Source organism: Microbacterium sp. Kw_RZR3, from assembly GCF_029222405.1.
In the GTDB taxonomy this organism is placed as follows: domain Bacteria; phylum Actinomycetota; class Actinomycetes; order Actinomycetales; family Microbacteriaceae; genus Microbacterium.
The window spans coordinates 1-14,473 of sequence record NZ_JARHXC010000200.1; the positions used below are offsets into that span (position 1 = coordinate 1).

The window sequence follows — 14,473 nt, forward strand, 5'->3', positions numbered from 1 at the left end:
GCAGGCGCTCCGCGGCGACGCCCTCGGCGGCCGCAAGCGGCGTGACCCCGCGCGACTCGGCTTCATCGAAGATCCGGCGAAGCGTGTCGCCGATACCCGCCACGCGCGCCATGATCTCGTCGCGGGTTCCGCGCTGCTTGGCCTCGAGGTCGAGGTAGATGACCCCGCCGGCGTTCACGACGAAGTCGGGCGCGTACAGGATGCCGCGCTGCGCCAGCCGGTCGGCCCCGGATCGGTCCGCGAGCGGGTTGTTGGCGGGTCCGCAGACCGCGCGGGCGTCCAGCGCATCGATGACCTCGTCGGTCAGCACGCCGCCGATCCCGGCGGGGACGAAGACGTCCGCGGCGACCAGGTGCGCCTCGTGCGGCTCGACCCACGCTGCCCCGAGCTCAGCGGCGAGCGCGCGCTTGGCGGGATTCACGTCGGTGACCGTGAGCACGGCGCCCTCGGAGGCAAGTCGGGCGGCGAGTCGGCTGCCGACCTGGCCGAGTCCGGCCACAGTGATGCGGCGCCCGGCGACGTCGCGGACGCCCACACTCCGCTCGAGGGTGGCGATGAGCGAGGCGTACACGCCGAGGCTCGTCGGCCCGGCGGGCTCACCGGAACCGCCGCCCGCCTCGGGCAGGCCCACGACGTGGGAGGTCCGCTCGCTCACCACGAGCATGTCGTCGGTGGTCGAGCCGACGTCTTCGGCGGTGCGGTACAGGCCGCCGAGGCTTTCGACGGCGTCACCGAGATCGAGGAACGCGGCGCGGCGTCGGTCGGGGTCGAGCACCGTGCCCGGCGGCAGACCGATCACCGACTTCCCGCCCCCGGCATCGAGGCCCGCGGAGGCGTTCTTGAGCGTCATCGCCGCCGAGAGGCGGAGAGCGTCGCCGAGAGCGTCGCTCCAGGTGGGATAGGTCCACAGGCGGGCACCGCCGAGAGCGGAGCCCAGCACCGATGAGTGCAGGGCGACGGCGATGAAGAGGCCGCTGCGGCTTCCCGTCACCACCTCCACGCGTTCGTGGGAGAAATCGGGCAGGGGCAGGGCGTGGGTCATCGCGATCCTTGTCGTCGGCCACCTTGTGGGTGGCGCTTTCCGGGTGCCGCGGCTTTGCGGCATCCGTCCTCCATTCTGACTCGCTCGTGCTCCGGGCGCGAGGGCGGCGCGCCTGTCGGTGTGCCGTCAGGCGGAGATGACGGGCGACACGCCGTTTCGGAGGCGCCGCGGCGGGCGTGTCGGGGGAGAACTCCGCCGGACGGGTCGCGGCGCGCGCGCTCCGGGCGCGAGGGCGGCGCGCCTGTCGGTGTGCCGTCAGGCGGAGATGGCGGGCGACACGCCGTTTCGGAGGCGCCGCGGCGGGCGTGTCGGGGGAGAACTCCGCCGGACGGACCGCGGCGCGCGTGGCTCTAGGCTGTCGGGCATGACCGACGCCCTCCCCACTCGCAGCCGTCTCGTCGCCGCTTCGCTGGAGTCCGCGGGCATCGCGGGCAAGATCATCGTCCTTCCGGATGCCGCATCCACGGCGGCCCTGGCCGCTGCGGCCCTCGACGTCGAAGCGGGCGCGATCGCGAACAGCCTCGTGTTCTGGAGCGACGACGAGCCCCTCCTCGTGATGACCAGCGGAGCGCACCGGGTCGATACGAAAGGCCTCGCCGAGCGTCTGGGGCGCGGGGCGATCCGCCGAGCGACGCCCGATCAGGTTCTCGCGGCGACGGGTCAGCCGATCGGCGGTGTCGCCCCGACGGGGCACCCCGCTCCGCTCACCACGATCGTCGACGAGGCGCTGGCCGCCTTCCCCGAGATCTGGGCGGCCGGCGGCACTCCGCACACGGTGTTCCCGCTGACGTTCGACGAGCTCGTGCGATTGACGGGCGGAACGGTCGCGAAGGTCGACTGAGCCCGGCCCCGGGTTTGGGGCGCGTTTTTCCGTTTGGGGCGTGGAATGTCGCGCCCCAAACGGAATCGCGCGCCCCGAACCGAGCCGTGCCCCGGACCAGAGGGGCGGAGGCGGCGCGGGGTCAGGCGTGGGGCGTGAGCGCGGTCAGGCAGACCACCGCGGCGGCGGCCGACCAGGCCTGGGGGCGACAGGCTGCGGGGTAAGGGGTCGGCACCGACGAGTGGCTCCGCGGGTCGCCCGCGTGCAGCTCGGGAACGCGGTAGGCGAAGCCCTCCGCGGCGTTGAGCAGCCCCTCGACCGCCGTTCGGACGTCGTCGCGGAGTCCCGCCCGGAGCATCCCATGGGCGGCGATCGCGGTGTCGTGCACCCACACACTGCCGCCGTGGTACGACAGCGGCCAGTAGCCGGCGGCATCCGTCGACATGGTCCGGATGCCGTACCCCGTCGACATGCTCTCGCCCAGCAGCAGCGCAGCGACGTGCTCCTCCTCTTGGGGCTCGAGGATGCCGGTGCCGATCAGGTGGCCGATGTTGCTGGTGAGCGTGTCCACCGGACGCTTCGCGCGGTCGAGGGCGACAGCCGGGTACCGCCCCTCGGGCGTCTCGACCCAGTACGCCTCGGCGAAGCGCGCCTTGAGGTCAGCGGCCCAGGATCGCCAGAACGCCGCGTCGGCGGCATCCGGTCCTTCCCCGAACTCCTCGAGGAGCGCAGCGCCGGCGAGAGCGGCCTCGTACGCGTAGGCCTGCACCTCGCACAGGGCGATGGGTCCCTCGGCGAGGCGACCGTCGCGCCACTGGATCGAGTCGCCGGAGTCTTTCCACCCTTGGTTCGACAGGCCGGTGCCGAGGCGATCGATGTAGTCGAGGAATCCGTCGCCGTCGCTGTCGCCGTGGTCGCGGATCCAGCCGAGTGCGGCGCGCAGTGCCGGCAGCAGTTCGCGCACGTCGGCCTCGGGCATGCCCGCACGCCACGCGTCGCCCAGCAAACAGATCCACAGCGGTGTCGAGTCGACGCTCCCGTAGTACTTCGGGGGCAGCACGATGCCCTCGCCCGGCATCTCGAGCGCGGACGCCCGCAGCTCGTGCAGGATCTTGCCCGGCTCCTGCGCCGTCTGCGCGTCGTCGTCGGTGCCCTGCAGGCGCGCGAGCACGCGGAGAGTGGATGCCGCGATCTCGCGGTCGAGCGGGAGGGCGAGGCGCGCGGCCCAGATCGAATCGCGGCCGAACAGGGTGAAGAACCACGGGGCGCCGGCGGCGAAGAACTCGTCGTCGGGGTGCTCGGGCAGCACGAGGCGGAGAGCGTCGAGATCGTCGAGGGCGGTGCGCACCCAGCGGCCGAGGCGAGGATCGGGCGAGCTCGCCGCGACCGCCGCCGCGTCCCACCGGGCGCGCGCGGTCGCCGCACCCACGACGAGGGTGTCGTCGCGGAGGGTGATCGTCCACGCCACCTCGGCGGTGCCGAACGCGGGAAGGTCCACGTCCCAGCGCGCTTCGACCCCCTCGGGACCGGATGCCACGCGGCCCCCCGGAGCGACGAGCTCGAGGCCCTGCGCGCCGGCGTCGATCGTGGCGCGGTCTCCGTCGATGTCGACGACCGCGGTGCGGGCGTGCGCGTGCCCGGACTTGACCTCGTGCAGCTGGGCGAACTCGGGCGAGAGCGCGAGGTGCAGTGCCGTCGAGATCGGCCGGTCGACGCGCGAATGCAGGGTCCAGGTCTCGCTCAGCCGTCCGTCGGCGACGCGGCGGTCGCGGAGCAGACGCACCTTGGGGTCGGGGGTCGTGTCGTCGAGCCCGCGGAGCAGACCGCCGAGGACGAGACGCGAGGCGCCGTCGGGGGCGGCCGAGATCCATTCGACGGGGGAGTCGTCGCACGTCAGCGAGAGCGAGCGGACGTGCCGCACGTCGCCGTGGTAGACCCCGTGCACGGGGGCGGCACCCATGTCACCCGTGGTGTCGGACCACACCTGGGTGGGGGCTCGCAGCACGATCACCGCGTCGTCGAGCAGCGGTTGCAGGGGAGTGGTCTCGGTGGTCGTCCCGGCCGGTGAGGTGGTGGGGGCGGCGGTCATTCTTTGACGGCTCCTTCGCTGGCGTTCATGATGCGGCGCTGGAAGATGAAGAACACCACGGCGACGGGGATCGTCATGATGGCAGCGGCCGCGAGCTTGAGGGGGAATTGGCTGCCCTGACTGAGCTGGCCGCTCGCGAGCGAGGCGACGCCCTTGGTCAGGGTCGTGAGTTCGGGGGACTGGGTGGAGATGACGAAGTGGCTGAGCTCGTTCCAGGAGCCCTGGAACGACAGGATCACGATGGTGATGAGGGCGGGTCGCGCCATCGGCAGGACGACCGACCAGAAGATGCGGAACGTGCCGGCCCCGTCGATGCGCGCCTGCTCCTCGACGGACGGCGGGATCGACTCGAAGAAGTTCTTCATGATGAAGACACCGGCGGCATCCACGAGGAGCGGGAGGATCATGCCGGCGTACGAGTCGTAGATGCCGAGCTGGTTGATGACGAGGAACTTCGGGATCAGCAGCACGACGGTCGGGACCGCCATGACGGCGACGAGCCCCGCGAACACGAGACCGCGTCCGCGGAACTGCAGACGGGCGAGCGCGTAGCCGGCGAGGGAGTTGAAGAACACCCGACCCGCGGTGACGAACACGGTCACCACGACGGAGTTGCCGAACCACACGGGGAAGTCGGAGTTCAGGAACAGCCGTTCGTAGGCCGCCCACGTGAAGGGCTGCGGCGTCAGCGAGATCGGATCGGCCGCGGCCGCGGCATCCGTCTTGAACGACGTCGCGACCTGGACGAGGAACGGATAGATGTAGATGAGGGCGAGGACGATGAGCAACGCGTAGAGGCCGACCTGCCAGCCCAGGGCCCTGCGCGACAGGCGGTGCTTCGCGGGGCGCGGCGGGCCGTCGAGGCGCTGCTCGGCGAGCACCGTCGTCTGCGGGGTTGCGGTGGCGGTCATCGCCGGGCTCCCTTCGCCGTTGCGGGGGCTTTCCGGGCGGCCGCCCGCACCTCGTACCGCCGGATACGCCGGCGAGACACCGGGCGGTCGCGCAGCACGAACCGCTGGAGGATCGTCAGCGCGACGATGATGACGAAGAGCACGAAGGCTATTGCGGCGCCCTGGCCCCATTGCTGCGACAGGAACGCCGAGGAGTAGCTGAGGTAGGCGGGCGTCAGCGTCGTCTTGCCGGGGCCGCCCTGCGTGCCGGTGTAGATCTGGTCGAACACCTGCCAGGTGCCGATGAGGCCCAGGGTCAGCACGGTGAACAGCACGGGCTTGAGCTGGGGGAGGGTGACCCGCCAGAAGCGCTGCCACCCGTTCGCGCCGTCCATCATCGCTGCCTCCTGCACGTCGCCGCCGATGTTCTGCAGGCCCGCGATGAACAACAGCATGAAGGTTCCTGAGGTCGTGAACACGGCCATGAGGATGAACGCCGACATCGCGACCGAGGGGCCGGCGAGCCAGTCCCACCACGAGACGCCGAGCAGCGTGTTGTCGGTGAGGAACGTCGGGCCGCTCGTGACACCCACGGCACCGAGGAGGTTGTGCACGACTCCCGAGGGGTCGCTGAACCAGTTCGGTCCGTTGACACCGAGCCACGACAGGACCTCGTTGATGGCTCCGGACGACGAGAAGAGGAACAGCCAGAGCACGGTGATCGCGACGGAGCTCGTCACCGAGGGGAAGTAGAAAGCGGTGCGGAAGAAGCCGCGACCGCGCAGGATCGCGCGGTTGACCAGCACGGCGAGGAAGAGCGAGAGCGCCGTCTGCAGCGGAACGACCAGGAGGACGTACCAGGCGTTGTTGCGCAGTGCCGTTCCGAAGTCGCGTTCGGCCAGGCCGCCCCCGGTGGTGACGGCGGCGTAGTTGTCGAGACCGACGAAGCCCACGTTCGACGAGAAGGGGCTGCCGCGCCCGGTCCAGTCCGAGAAGCTCACCCACAGGGCCATGACGACCGGCACCAGCAGGAAGACTCCGAGGATGATCAGCACAGGGGCGGTGAAGAGCCAGCCGGCGGCGGCCTCGCCGCGCCGGATCCCCGGGGAGGGAGATCCGGCGCGACGCGGCGCTGAGGTGAGAGCACTCATGGCTACTTGGTGATGGCCTCGAGGTTGGACTGCGCCGTCTTCAGCAGCGCCTGCGGGTCGCCGGTCTTCAGCGACTCCAGCTGAGCGTTGAAGTCGGTGATGACGTCGGCGGCTCCGGCCATGTTCGGCGGGAACTGCGCGTACGCAGCTCCCGCGAGGAAGGCGGTCTGGTCGGGGTTCGCCTCTGACCACGCGTCGGCCGCCGACTGGATCGACGGCATCGGGCCGAACGCCTCCGAGAAGGCCAGCTGCTGATCGGTGCTCGTGAGGTACTGGACGAGGTCGCGCGCCTGCTGCTGGTTGCCGCTGTCGGCGGCGAGCCCCCAGCAGTTGGTGAACTGCAGCGTGCCCTTGCCGCCGGGGCCGGCGGGGAGCTCGGCGACGGAGTAGGTCACGTCGGGGTAGTCGGCCTTCATGGCACCGGTGATCCAGTTGCCCTCGATGACCATCGCCGCCTTCTGCGTACCGAGGGCTTCGCCGCCCCACCCGGCTCCCACGTCGGAGGCGAAGGCGAAGCTGCCGTCGTTCAGGTGGGTCTTCACGTAGGTCAGCGCCTCGACGTTCGCGGAGCTGTCGGCCGTCGCCTTGCCGTCGGTGACGAGGCCGCCTCCGGCTTGCGCCATGAAGGCGCCGACGCGCTGATACTCGGCCCCGAACGCGAGGCCGACGCGCCCGTCCGCGGTGAGCTTCTGGGCGACGGATGCCAGCTGGTCCCAGGTCGTGGGGATGTCGGCATCCGTGAGCCCGGCGGCCGACCACAGGTCGGTGTTGATGATGAGCGCCAGGGTCGAGAAGTCCTTAGGGGCGCAGTAGAACTTCCCGTCGATGGTGAAGTTGTCGACGAGCGAGGGGTAGAAGTCGCTCTTGTTCTCGAGGTCGTCGCCGTACGCCGCGATCGATCCGTTCGCGGCGTAGCCGGCGAGAGCCTCGGGCGCGAGGTAGAAGAGGTCCGGCGGGGAGCCGGCCGCGAAGCCCTGCGAGAGCTGCTGGGGGAGGTCGTTGGCGGTCTGGACCTCGGCCTGGACGCCGGACTTCTCGCTCCACGCCGCGACGGCGTCGGTGACGGCCTTGGTCTCGGCATCGCCGGAGGAGCCGATGAGGATGCTGAGCTTTCCGCTTCCGGAGGCCTGCCCTTCACCGGGGGTGTCGTTGAAGCCCGAGCCGCAGGCGGTGAGCGTGAGCGCTCCGGTGGCGAGCAGGGCGCCCGCGGTGAGCCAGAGGCGGGCTGGATGCCGTGTCATGTGTCTCTCTCCTTCGATGAGGCATGCGACCCCTCCGCATGTGGTCGGAGGGTCAAAGTTTGAACGTTCAAACTTTGATGCGACCACCGTACGAAAGGCCGGTCGCGCCTGTCAAGTGGTTGTCGTGCGCCTTAGGCTGACGGTCTGGTGGCGCGCGCCGCCGGCGTCGACGAGCGAGGGGGGGACTGCGTGGCGAAAGCGCCCACCGTCGACGATGTCGCCCGTGTCGCCGGCGTCTCGCGGCAGACGGTGTCGAACGTCGTGAACACGCCCGACATCGTGAAGGAAGCGACGCGCCTGCGCGTGGAGGCGGCCATCGCCGAGCTGGGATACCGACCCCACGCCGCCGCGCGGCGCCTGCGGACCCGCCGTAGCTCGACCATCGGCATCCATCTCGATCCCTATGCGGGCGGGATCTCGGGTGTCGTCCTCGACCGATTCGTGCACGCCCTCACGGAGCGCGCCGGCGACCGCGACATGCGCGTGCTCCTGTACGCGGCGCGCACGCCCGAGGAGGAGATCGCGCGGCTCGGCGATCTGCTCGAAGGGGGAGAGGTGGATGCCGTCGTCGTCACCGGTACCTTCCACGGCGACCCCCGAACCGGCTGGCTGACCGCGCGCAACCTTCCGTTCGTCTCGTTCGGGCGCCCGTGGGGCGAGGACGACGTCGAGGCCCCGGCGCACCTGTGGGTCGACGTCGACGGTGCCGCGGGTACCAAAGCCGCGACGGCGCACGCCCTCGCGCGCGGCGGCGGTCGCGTGGCTTTCCTCGGCTGGCCCGCGGGGTCGGGAACGGGGGACGAGCGCGAACGCGGCTGGCGCGAGACGGTGGCCGACGGACCACGGTGGGTCGTCGAAGAGAACGTCGGGGCCGCACGCGATGTCGTGGCCGCGGGCCTCGCCGCCGACCCCGGCGTGACCGGCATCGTCTGCGCGAGCGACTCCCTCGCGATCGGCGCCCACCTCGCGGTCACGCTCGCGGGACGCGACGACGTCACGATCGTCGGCTTCGACAACACCCCCGCGGCCGAGGCGCTCGGACTCTCGAGCGTCGAGCAGTTGCCCGAGCGCGTGGCATCCGGGGCCCTCGATCTGCTCATGGGTGAGAACGGGACGGTGGTCGCCCCGCGCGCCGCCGTCGCGGGCGGTGCCCACGTGCTGGTGGAACCGCGTCTGGTGGTGCGCTGACGGGAGCACGCTCCTTGCCGCGGGTCGGCCGGGTGGTTTGGGGCGGGATCTTCCGTTTGGGGCGCGGAATATCACGCCCCGAGCGGAATTACGCGCCCCAAACCTGCGCTGCGCCAGGCTTCAGGCGTGCCGGCCGATACGGCGGGCGAGCTCGGCGGCGGTTCCGGATGCCGCTGAGGCCAGCGCCTCGGCATCGTGGGCGGGTCCGTCGGCGGGCCACGTGATCGCCACCGCCGCGGCCGGCCACCCGGCGTGGTCGAGCACCGCCGCAGCGACGGACCGGAATCCGGGCGTGATCTCGCCGTTCTCGCTCGCGTAGCCGTCGGCTCGCACGAGCCGGAGCACCTCGCGCAGTTCACGCGGGGTCGCGGGGCCCACCCCGTGACGCTCGGTCAGGGCCGTGGCATCCGGGAACAACGCCCGCACCTGCTCGCGGGGGAGCGCCGCGAGCATCGCGCGGCCCGTCGCGGTGAGGTGCGCGGGCAGTCGTACGCCCACGTCGGTGACGAGCGTGGGGCGGCGCGGAGCGCGTTCCTCGACGATGTAGAGCACGTCGCGTCCCGCGAGGACGGCGAGGTGCGCGGATTCACCGACCCGGTCGGACAGGCCGGCCACCAGAGGCCGGCCGAGACGGGCGAGGGGCTGCTGGCGGGCGTAGCCGCCGCCGAGCTCGAACGCGGCGGTGCCCAAGCCCCAGCGGCGGTCGCCGGGCAGGTGCACGACGTATCCGTGCTGCTCGAGCGTCGCCAGCAGGTGGTAGGTGCTCGAACGCGGGATGCCGAGCGACGTCGCGATCGTCTGCGCGGCGATCGGCCCGGGCTGGCGAGCGAGCAGCGAGAGGATCCGCAGCGTCTGATCGGCGGCGGGGACCTGCGGTCGCGTGATGTCTGGCATGACAGACACAGGATGCCAGAAGCCCGCCGTTCCGTGGCTCCGGACGCGATGGAATCGGCGTATGCACACCACCGTGACCGTCGGTACCGTCCCCCTCGCCCCCGCCGATGTCGTGGCCGTCGCCCGGCACGACGCCCGGGTGACGGTCGATGCGGAGGCGATGCGGCGCGTCGCGCAGACCCGCGCGCTGATCGAGGGGCTCGCCGACGACCCGCAGCCGCACTACGGCATCTCCACGGGATTCGGCGCGCTGGCCACGACCTTCATCGCGGAGGACCGGCGCGCCCAGCTGCAGGCGAGCCTCATCCGCTCGCACGCCGCCGGCACCGGCTCCGAGGTCGAGCGCGAGGTCGTGCGAGCTCTCATGCTGCTGCGGCTGCAGACTCTCGCGACCGGACGCACGGGTGTGCGCCCGGTCGTCGTCGAGACCTATGCCGCGCTGCTGAACGCGGGAATCACCCCGATCGTCCGAGAGTACGGATCGCTCGGGTGCTCCGGCGACCTCGCCCCGCTCTCGCACGTGGCACTCGCCGTGATGGGCGAGGGGAACGTGCGCGACGCGGACGGGCGGTCGATCACCGCGGGCGAAGCGCTCGCCGCCGCGGGGATCGAGCCGGTGCACCTGCGCGAGAAAGAGGGCCTGGCCCTCATCAACGGAACCGACGGAATGCTCGGGATGCTGCTCCTCGCCGCGCACGATTTCGAAACCCTTCTCACCACCGCCGACGTCGCGGCGGCGATCTCCGTCGAGTCGCAGCTGGGGACGGATGCCGTCTTCGCGGCGGATCTCATGGCGCTGCGCCCGCAGCTCGGTCAGGCAGCCTCGGCGGCCAACCTTCGGTCGTTCCTGGCCGGATCCCCGATCGTTGCGAGCCACCGCGGTCCCGAGTGCACGCGCGTGCAGGACGCCTACTCGTTGCGCTGCTCTCCGCAGGTGCACGGCGCGGCACGCGACACGCTCGCTCACGCGACGGCCGTAGCCGACCGCGAGCTCGCGTCGGCGGTCGACAACCCCGTGGTGACGGTGGACGGACGCGTCGAGTCGAACGGCAATTTCCACGGAGCGCCGGTCGCCTACGTGCTGGACTTCCTCGCGATCGCGGTGGCGGACGTGGCATCCATGTCGGAGCGCCGCACCGACCGGGCGCTCGACGTCGCTCGCAGCAACGGGCTGCCGCCGTTCCTCGCCGACGAGGTCGGCGTCGATAGCGGCCTCATGATCGCGCAGTACGCCGCCGCCGGGATCGTGTCGGAGCTCAAGCGCCTCGCCGCGCCCGCGTCCGTGGACTCGATCCCCTCGAGTGCGATGCAGGAGGACCACGTCTCGATGGGGTGGGCCGCGGCGCGAAAGCTTCGCCGTGCGCTCGACGGTCTCTCTCGCGTGCTCGCGATCGAGGTGATGACCGGATGCCGTGCCCTCGACCTGCGCGCCCCGCTGCAGCCCGCGGCCGCCACTGGTGCCGTGCGAGACCTCGTGCGGACCCGCGTCGAGGGGCCGGGCCCCGATCGTTTCGTCTCGCCCGAGATCGAGGCGGTGACCGAGTTGGTCGCCTCCGGAGATGTCGCGCGGGTGGCGGTCGAGGCGGTCTGACCCGGGCGAGCCGGGTGAGCGCCCCCGAACTAGGGCGTCAGCACCTCGAACTCGTCGGGGGCCGTGGCATCCACGTCGTCCCACGTACCGTCGTGCCACGTGAAGATGGCCACGGCGCACGTGACCATCCGGACGTCGCGGTCGGCCAATCGCGAGACGAGCGCGCTCATGCCGGGGTCGTGCGCGACGACCATCACCTCGTTCGCACCGGCCTCGCGTGCGGCCGCGAGGAGCTGCGCGGGGTCGGCGAGGTACAGGTCGTCGCGAAGCGTGACCTCGACCTCGAACTCGGCCGCGAAGGCCTCGGCGGTGGTCGCCGCGCGCAGAGCCGTGCTCGACAGCAGCACCTCGGGGCGAACGCCCCGACGGCTCACCGCGCGCGCGACCTGGGGAGCGTCGCGACGACCGCGCTCGTTGAGCGGACGGTCGTGGTCGGCGAGGCCCTCATCGGCCCAGTCGGACTTCGCGTGCCGCGCCAGTACCAGTTGGATCATCGTTCCTCCGCGTCACGCGGGTGTCGCGGGTTCGAGGCGTCGCCCGCGTTCCACCGAGACAACGATATCGTCGGCCTCCGACATCGGCCGGGGGCTGGCGCGGTCGGGGTATGGCGTGCTGCGGGCCCCTGTCGGCGGCGCGCGGCTCCGAGCGCCGGGATCCGACGCCTCGACGCCAGATCTCAGACGCCGAGATTCAGGCGCCGACGTAGACCCACGCCTCCCGGCCGCTGACCAGGATCGCCGAGGTACGCCGGTAGAGCGAGACCTCGTACTCGTCCGCCGCGTCGAGCTCGTCCGGCGTGAGCTCGAGCACCCGTCCGAAAACGCGATCTCGCGGATCACCCGTGTGGCGCAGGATCGGGTGCGAGTCCAGCCCCGACAGCTGAGCGACCCGTTCGTCGTCGATGTCGACCCATTCGAGGCGGTAGCCCGGCAGGGCGTCTTCGTCGCTCGGCACGCGGCGACCGAACGTGTCGAGCTGAACGTCGGGCAGCAGCAGCGTGCCGTACGAGAAGAGGAACTCCCGACCCGAATCGTCGCTCACGCGCTCAGGCTATCGACCCCCCGCGTTCGGTCGATACGGTCACCCCCAGAAGAGGTGCGCGATCGTGAAGATCGCGAGACCCGCGAGGGCACCGACGATCGTTCCGTTGAGGCGGATGTACTGCAGATCGCGGCCCACCATGAGCTCGATCTTCTCGGTGGTCTCTTCGGCATCCCATCTCTCGACGGTGTCGGTGATGATCGAGGCGATGTCGTGGCGGTACCGCCCCACCACGAAGACCGCTGCGTCGGTGACCCATCCGTCGACGCGCCGCTGCAGGGTCTCGTCGTTCTGAAGGCGGACACCGACCTCGGCGAGAGCCGCGGTCGCGCGCCGTCGCAGCGCGCTGTCGGGATCGGCGAGCGCGGTGAGCAGGCCGGTCTTGGCGGTGTTCCAGGCGTCGGCTGCGAGCTGGCGGACCCGCGGGCTGTCGAAGACGGCGGCCTTGGCCTCTTCGAGGCGCACCATCGTGGCCGGGTCGTGCTGCAGGTTGTCGGCGAGTCGGGCCAGGTATCCGTCGATCGCGCCGCGCGCCTGGTGGCGGGGATCGGCGCGGACGGCGTCGACGAAGCTCACGGCCTCGCGGTAGATCGTGTCGTCGACCAGGCGCAGGGCGAGGCTCGGCACCCACGCGGGCAGACGCTGGGACACGAGCCCCTGGAACACCTCGCGGTTGTTGCCGAGCCAGACGGCGATGTTGTCGAAGGCGAGGTCCACGGCGCCGTGGTGTGCCCCCGAACTCACGACGCGTTCGAGCCACCCGCCGACCGAGGGGCCCCAGTCGGGGGAGAGCAGGTGTTCGCGCGCGAGGTCTTCGATGAGACCCTGCACGTCTTCGTCGCTGAGGGCGCGTAGAACGCTCGTCGCGAGCGTCGCCCCCTCGGCGGCGAGTCGCTCGGCGTGGGCGGGCTCGGCGATCCACGCCCCCGCGCGCGCCGCGAGGGGCGTCGACTCGAGCTTGGTGCGCACCACGTCACCCTCGAGGAAGTTCGTCTCGACGAACTCCCCGAGCTGGCGTCCGATCTCGTCTTTGCGACGGGGGATGATCGCCGTGTGCGGGATGGGGAGGCCGAGCGGATGCCGGAACAGAGCCGTCACCGCGAACCAGTCGGCGAGGGCACCGACCATGCCGCCCTCGGACGCCGCACGGACGTACTGCAGCCACGTCACGTCGCGCTGGAACGCGAACGCGACGGCGAAGATGACCGCCATCCCGATCAGCGCGCCGAGCGCGACGCCCTTCATCCGCCGGAGGGCGCGGCGCCGCTCCTGGTCGGCGGGGCTCAGTAGCGCAGTAGGGGTGCGCGCCATCACGACGACACCGGTCCGAGCCACGCCGTCGCCGCGGCGGAGTGCGCGGATTCGGGGTCGGAGGGGTGGAACATGCCGGCGAGCACATCGCGGTAGAGCCGGCTGAGCTCGCTGTGCGCCGAGTACGACGAACCGCCGCCCACGAGGATCGCGTCGTCGACGACCGCCTTCGCCGTCGTGACGGCGCGATGCTTGATCCCGGCGAGCAGCGAGAACCACCGGCCGCCGTGATCGACGAGGGTGTCGACATCGGTGCTCAGATCGGCGAGTTGCGGGGGCAGGGCGTCATAGGCGATCGCCATGTCGGCGATCCGCCAGCGGATGTCGGGGTCGTTCGCGTACGTCGTTCCGCTCTTCTTCGATCGGCGCGCGTGTGCGGTCTCGACGGCGAGGTCGAGGGCGCGACGGGCGATACCCGTGTAGACCGAGGCCAACAGAATCTCGAACACCGCGAAGATCCCGAACACGAGCGGGTCGGGTTGAGGTCCGGGCGCGAGTCGGCGCACGACGCGCTCCGCGGGGGAGGTCGCGCCGTGGAGTTCGGTGGTGCGGCTCTGCGTGCCCCGCATGCCCAGAGTGTCCCAGTCGTCGCGCGTCACGACCGCGTCGGTCCGGTCGAGGAAGGCGAACACCATCCGCGGCGCATCGGGCGAGGTGGTGTCGAGCCCGTGCACACCGAGGTGGTCCCAGACCGGGGCCAGCGAGGTGAAGATCTTCGTGCCGGTGAACGAATAGCTGCCGTCGGCCCCGGGGCGCGCCTCGGTGTCGCTGCCGAAGAGCACGAGGTCGTTGCCCGCCTCGCTGATGCCGAAGGCGAAGACCTCGCCCGCAGCCGCTCCGCGCTGAACGAACGCGAGGTCGTCGATCCCGCGGTCCCGCAGGACCTTCGCCACGCCCGTCCAGACCAGGTGCATGTTGATCGCGAGGGCCGTCGCCGGCGCGGCGCCGGCGAGACGCTGCTGGAGCACCGACGCCTCCGCAAGGCTGAGGCCTGCGCCCCCGCGATCGGTGGGGACCAGGATGCCGAGGTAGCCCGCCGCCCGCAGCTCGTCGAGGTCGTCCTGGGGGAACGTGTTGTCGCGGTCGTGCGTCACGGCCCGCTCGCGGATGCGCGCGAGCAGATCGTCGGGCAGGAACCGAGCGGGATCGAACGGGGTGGTCATGGCATCCATTCTGTCGTCGTCGGTGGGCCGCGGGGCGTCCCGGCCCGAGAGT

Annotated in this window: 13 protein-coding genes; 3 read left to right on the forward strand and 10 right to left on the reverse strand. The window is 71.4% G+C overall.

Translation table 11 applies throughout. The annotated features are described in order from the left end of the window. Positions 1 to 1,042, reverse strand: a 1,042-nt coding sequence (locus P2P98_RS10775) for a Glu/Leu/Phe/Val dehydrogenase family protein (RefSeq protein ID WP_275799720.1), incomplete at its 3' end; no start/stop codon positions are given. 364 nt (positions 1,043 to 1,406) lie between these two features. Between P2P98_RS10775 and P2P98_RS10780 the strand changes: the two genes are divergently transcribed. After that, positions 1,407 to 1,883 carry a YbaK/EbsC family protein gene (locus tag P2P98_RS10780; RefSeq protein WP_275799721.1) on the forward strand — a complete coding sequence of 159 codons (477 nt, stop codon included), beginning with the start codon at positions 1,407 to 1,409 and terminating at the stop codon, positions 1,881 to 1,883. 121 nt (positions 1,884 to 2,004) lie between these two features. Here the strand turns inward: P2P98_RS10780 and P2P98_RS10785 are convergent, their stop codons facing one another. Genes P2P98_RS10785 through P2P98_RS10800 form a run of 4 tightly spaced genes read right to left on the reverse strand, consistent with a single transcriptional unit; the run spans position 2,005 to position 7,233 of the window. Continuing rightward, entirely contained in the window at positions 2,005 to 3,951 is a 1,947-nt protein-coding gene (locus P2P98_RS10785; protein WP_275799722.1) for a glycogen debranching N-terminal domain-containing protein, read from the reverse strand. Then, positions 3,948 to 4,862 (reverse strand): carbohydrate ABC transporter permease, encoded by a 915-nt coding sequence (locus tag P2P98_RS10790; protein WP_275799723.1) that lies wholly within the window; start codon positions 4,860 to 4,862, stop codon positions 3,948 to 3,950. Before P2P98_RS10790 ends, P2P98_RS10785 begins: the two co-directional genes overlap by 4 nt. Further along, positions 4,859 to 5,992: a sugar ABC transporter permease gene (locus P2P98_RS10795; RefSeq protein ID WP_275799725.1), complete on the reverse strand. Its 1,134-nt coding sequence runs from the start codon at positions 5,990 to 5,992 to the stop codon at positions 4,859 to 4,861. Before P2P98_RS10795 ends, P2P98_RS10790 begins: the two co-directional genes overlap by 4 nt. A 2-nt stretch (positions 5,993 to 5,994) precedes the next feature. Further along, positions 5,995 to 7,233 (reverse strand): extracellular solute-binding protein, encoded by a 1,239-nt coding sequence (locus tag P2P98_RS10800; RefSeq protein WP_275799726.1) that lies wholly within the window; start codon positions 7,231 to 7,233, stop codon positions 5,995 to 5,997. 189 nt (positions 7,234 to 7,422) lie between these two features. On the opposite strand from P2P98_RS10800, the gene P2P98_RS10805 reads away from it, so the two are divergent. Further along, positions 7,423 to 8,421 (forward strand): LacI family DNA-binding transcriptional regulator, encoded by a 999-nt coding sequence (locus P2P98_RS10805; protein WP_275799727.1) that lies wholly within the window; start codon positions 7,423 to 7,425, stop codon positions 8,419 to 8,421. Positions 8,422 to 8,541: 120 nt separating this feature from the next. Here P2P98_RS10805 and P2P98_RS10810 read toward each other — a convergent pair whose 3' ends face one another. Continuing rightward, positions 8,542 to 9,315 (reverse strand): IclR family transcriptional regulator, encoded by a 774-nt coding sequence (locus tag P2P98_RS10810; RefSeq protein ID WP_275799728.1) that lies wholly within the window; start codon positions 9,313 to 9,315, stop codon positions 8,542 to 8,544. 61 nt (positions 9,316 to 9,376) lie between these two features. Here P2P98_RS10810 and hutH point away from each other — a divergent pair, with 61 nt between their 5' ends. Beyond that, positions 9,377 to 10,906 carry a histidine ammonia-lyase gene (hutH, locus tag P2P98_RS10815; RefSeq protein WP_275799729.1) on the forward strand — a complete coding sequence of 510 codons (1,530 nt, stop codon included), beginning with the start codon at positions 9,377 to 9,379 and terminating at the stop codon, positions 10,904 to 10,906. A 29-nt stretch (positions 10,907 to 10,935) separates the two neighbouring features. Here the strand turns inward: hutH and P2P98_RS10820 are convergent, their stop codons facing one another. The 4 genes from P2P98_RS10820 to P2P98_RS10835 form a co-directional block, all read right to left on the reverse strand. Next, positions 10,936 to 11,400 (reverse strand): histidine phosphatase family protein, encoded by a 465-nt coding sequence (locus P2P98_RS10820; protein WP_275799730.1) that lies wholly within the window; start codon positions 11,398 to 11,400, stop codon positions 10,936 to 10,938. Between the two features lie 196 nt (positions 11,401 to 11,596). Then, a complete protein-coding gene (locus P2P98_RS10825; RefSeq protein ID WP_275799731.1) occupies positions 11,597 to 11,947 on the reverse strand; it encodes a gamma-glutamylcyclotransferase family protein in 351 nt (116 codons plus the stop codon). A gap of 39 nt (positions 11,948 to 11,986) precedes the next feature. Further along, positions 11,987 to 13,258: a DUF445 domain-containing protein gene (locus tag P2P98_RS10830; protein ID WP_275799785.1), complete on the reverse strand. Its 1,272-nt coding sequence runs from the start codon at positions 13,256 to 13,258 to the stop codon at positions 11,987 to 11,989. Next, positions 13,258 to 14,421 carry an acyl-CoA dehydrogenase family protein gene (locus P2P98_RS10835; RefSeq protein WP_275799732.1) on the reverse strand — a complete coding sequence of 388 codons (1,164 nt, stop codon included), beginning with the start codon at positions 14,419 to 14,421 and terminating at the stop codon, positions 13,258 to 13,260. The genes P2P98_RS10830 and P2P98_RS10835 overlap by 1 nt, the downstream gene beginning before the upstream one ends. Positions 14,422 to 14,473 lie beyond the last annotated feature (52 nt).

Coding starts and splice junctions, on each gene's coding strand:
- P2P98_RS10830 (WP_275799785.1), bottom strand. CDS start 13,258: ATGGCGCGCACCCCTACTGCGCTACTGAGCCCCGCCGACCAGGAGCGG.
- P2P98_RS10810 (WP_275799728.1), bottom strand. CDS start 9,315: ATGCCAGACATCACGCGACCGCAGGTCCCCGCCGCCGATCAGACGCTG.
- P2P98_RS10790 (WP_275799723.1), bottom strand. CDS start 4,862: ATGACCGCCACCGCAACCCCGCAGACGACGGTGCTCGCCGAGCAGCGC.
- P2P98_RS10780 (WP_275799721.1), top strand. CDS start 1,407: ATGACCGACGCCCTCCCCACTCGCAGCCGTCTCGTCGCCGCTTCGCTG.
- P2P98_RS10800 (WP_275799726.1), bottom strand. CDS start 7,233: ATGACACGGCATCCAGCCCGCCTCTGGCTCACCGCGGGCGCCCTGCTC.
- P2P98_RS10795 (WP_275799725.1), bottom strand. CDS start 5,992: ATGAGTGCTCTCACCTCAGCGCCGCGTCGCGCCGGATCTCCCTCCCCG.
- P2P98_RS10835 (WP_275799732.1), bottom strand. CDS start 14,421: ATGACCACCCCGTTCGATCCCGCTCGGTTCCTGCCCGACGATCTGCTC.
- P2P98_RS10820 (WP_275799730.1), bottom strand. CDS start 11,400: ATGATCCAACTGGTACTGGCGCGGCACGCGAAGTCCGACTGGGCCGAT.
- hutH (WP_275799729.1), top strand. CDS start 9,377: ATGCACACCACCGTGACCGTCGGTACCGTCCCCCTCGCCCCCGCCGAT.
- P2P98_RS10785 (WP_275799722.1), bottom strand. CDS start 3,951: ATGACCGCCGCCCCCACCACCTCACCGGCCGGGACGACCACCGAGACC.